This is a genomic window from Catenulispora pinisilvae, from assembly GCF_015356865.1.
Lineage (GTDB): Bacteria > Actinomycetota > Actinomycetes > Streptomycetales > Catenulisporaceae > Catenulispora > Catenulispora pinisilvae.
Map to the genome: position 1 here is coordinate 1 of NZ_JAAFZA010000475.1, position 1853 is coordinate 1853.

A 1853-nucleotide genomic window follows, 5' to 3' on the forward strand; every position below is an offset into this window, starting at 1 on the left:
TATACCAACGACGCCCACACCGACACTCACGCCAACGCCAACGCCGACGATTACGCCAACGCCTGCCCCGAAATCCACGCCACCGCCGCGGCCGGTCACACGCATCGAGGCGGTAGCCCGACCGCGCCGCCGAGCTCTTCGCCGACGACCCGCGCGTCGAGGTCCTGACCGGCGACTGGCGGCTGCTCGAAGCGCACGCGCCTGCGCCCAACGCGGAATGCGGCCACGGCGCGCGCCCGGCCGCTATGTGGCGTGCACCTGGACGCAGGCCAACACCGGCCCGGGCGAGTACCGGCAGCTGGTGGTGCCGGACGGCTGCGTGGACCTGATCTGGCACGACGGGACGTTGGAGCTGGCCGGGCCGGACCGGGAAGCCTGGGTGGCGCGGCTGGCGCCGGGCGCGGTGTTCGCGGGCCTGCGGCTGCGGCCGGGAGCGGCGCGGCTGCTGCTCGGCCGGATGCCGGTCGGCGAGGTGCGCGATCAGCGGGTGGCGCCGGAGCTGACGACGCGTGAGATGGCGCCGCTACTGGAACGGCTGCACGCGGCCGGCTCCGCGGACGCGGCGGTGCAGGTACTGGACGAGTTCGTGGCCGCACTCACCCCGCGCTACGAGCCGGACGCCGCGGTCGAGCAGGTGGTCGGGCTGCTGCGGTCCGGCGACGCGCCGCACGTCCCGGCGCTCGCCGACGCGGTAGGCCTGTCCGAGCGGCAGTTGCGGCGGCGGTTCACGGAGGCGGTCGGCTACGGTCCGAAGACGCTGCACAGCATCCTACGCTTCCAGCATGCGGTGGACCTGGGCCGCAACGCGCCGATCGGCCTGGCCACCGTCGCCTACGAGGCCGGATACGCGGATCAGGCGCATTTCACGCGGGAGGTGCGGCGGCTGGCTGGGATGACGCCGACGGAGCTGCTGGGAGTCGGCGGGTAGGCGGCGCGCGCCGAACTACTTCAAGAGTCGGGCGCCGGTCGTGCCTGTCACCGCCAGCCCGGTAGGCGCCGGCGCCGGCCGAACACATTGCCACCCGAGATGCGATTGGCTTGTCACCATGGCCATGACTCTCACTCTCAGCGTGGATCCGACCCCCGACGCGCCGGCCCTGTTCCTGCGCCCCTGGCGCGAGCCCGACCTCCCGACCGTCGTCGCGGCCTATCAGGATCCGGCGATGCGCCGCTGGCTTTCGGTGCTGGTCGACGGCGAGGCCGAGGCGCGGGCGTGGCTGGAGCGGCAGGCGCGGCGGTGGGTGGATGGCAGCCGGCTGAGCTTCGCGGTCGAGGAGCGGGGGCGGGTGGTCGGCCATTTCGTGGTGAAGGGGGCTGACGTGGCTGCCGGGAGTGAGACCAGCGTCGGGTACTGGACGCTCGCCGACGCGCGGGGCCGGGGCATCGCGTCCAGGTGCGTCGAGCGGGTCAGCGACTGGCTGTTCGGGCCTCAGGAGCTGGTGCCGGCCGAGGTGGTGGAACTCGTTCACAGTGTCGGGAACGCTGCTTCATGCCGGGTCGCCGAGAAGTGCGGCTATGCCCTCGCCGCGACGATTCCGGCCCGGCCGCCGCAGTTCCCGGACGAAGGTCACCGGCACGTGCGCAACCGTCCATAAGCCCGCAGCGTCCGCAGCGCCTTGAGGGTCACCAGAGGCCGCGCCTCCAACTCCGTGCTCGGGGACCACTTCGCCCAGTTCATCGGCCAGCCGCCGTCCGGGTCCTGCGACGCGGCCAGGTGGTCCAGGCCGCGGTGCATCTCCTCGTCGGCGAACCACGCCCGGGCCAGCGTGTCGGGCGCCGCGGCGTAGTCGTGCGGGTAGTGGTACTCGCCGGGGGCGTAGCCGGGGGGAATGACCGCTTGTTCGGGGTGGGCG

At 73.2% G+C, this 1853-nt stretch carries 2 protein-coding genes and 1 pseudogene; 2 read left to right on the forward strand and 1 reads right to left on the reverse strand.

The window, feature by feature from the left end; all coding sequences use genetic code 11:
• Window positions 1-217 precede the first annotated feature (217 nt).
• Window positions 218-928: a helix-turn-helix domain-containing protein gene (locus tag IZR01_RS48990; protein WP_194927869.1), complete on the forward strand. Its 711-nt coding sequence runs from the start codon at window positions 218-220 to the stop codon at window positions 926-928.
• A 124-nt stretch (window positions 929-1052) separates the two neighbouring features.
• On the forward strand, window positions 1053-1595 hold the full coding sequence (locus tag IZR01_RS48995) for a GNAT family N-acetyltransferase (RefSeq protein WP_228561444.1): 543 nt from the start codon (window positions 1053-1055) through the stop codon (window positions 1593-1595).
• Here IZR01_RS48995 and IZR01_RS49000 read toward each other — a convergent pair.
• Window positions 1568-1853: pseudogene (locus IZR01_RS49000) on the reverse strand (hypothetical protein); the annotation flags it as partial. The gene IZR01_RS48995 and the pseudogene IZR01_RS49000 sit on opposite strands and share 28 nt — an antisense overlap.

Coding starts and splice junctions, on each gene's coding strand:
- IZR01_RS48995 (WP_228561444.1), top strand. CDS start 1,053: ATGACTCTCACTCTCAGCGTGGATCCGACCCCCGACGCGCCGGCCCTG.
- IZR01_RS48990 (WP_194927869.1), top strand. CDS start 218: ATGCGGCCACGGCGCGCGCCCGGCCGCTATGTGGCGTGCACCTGGACG.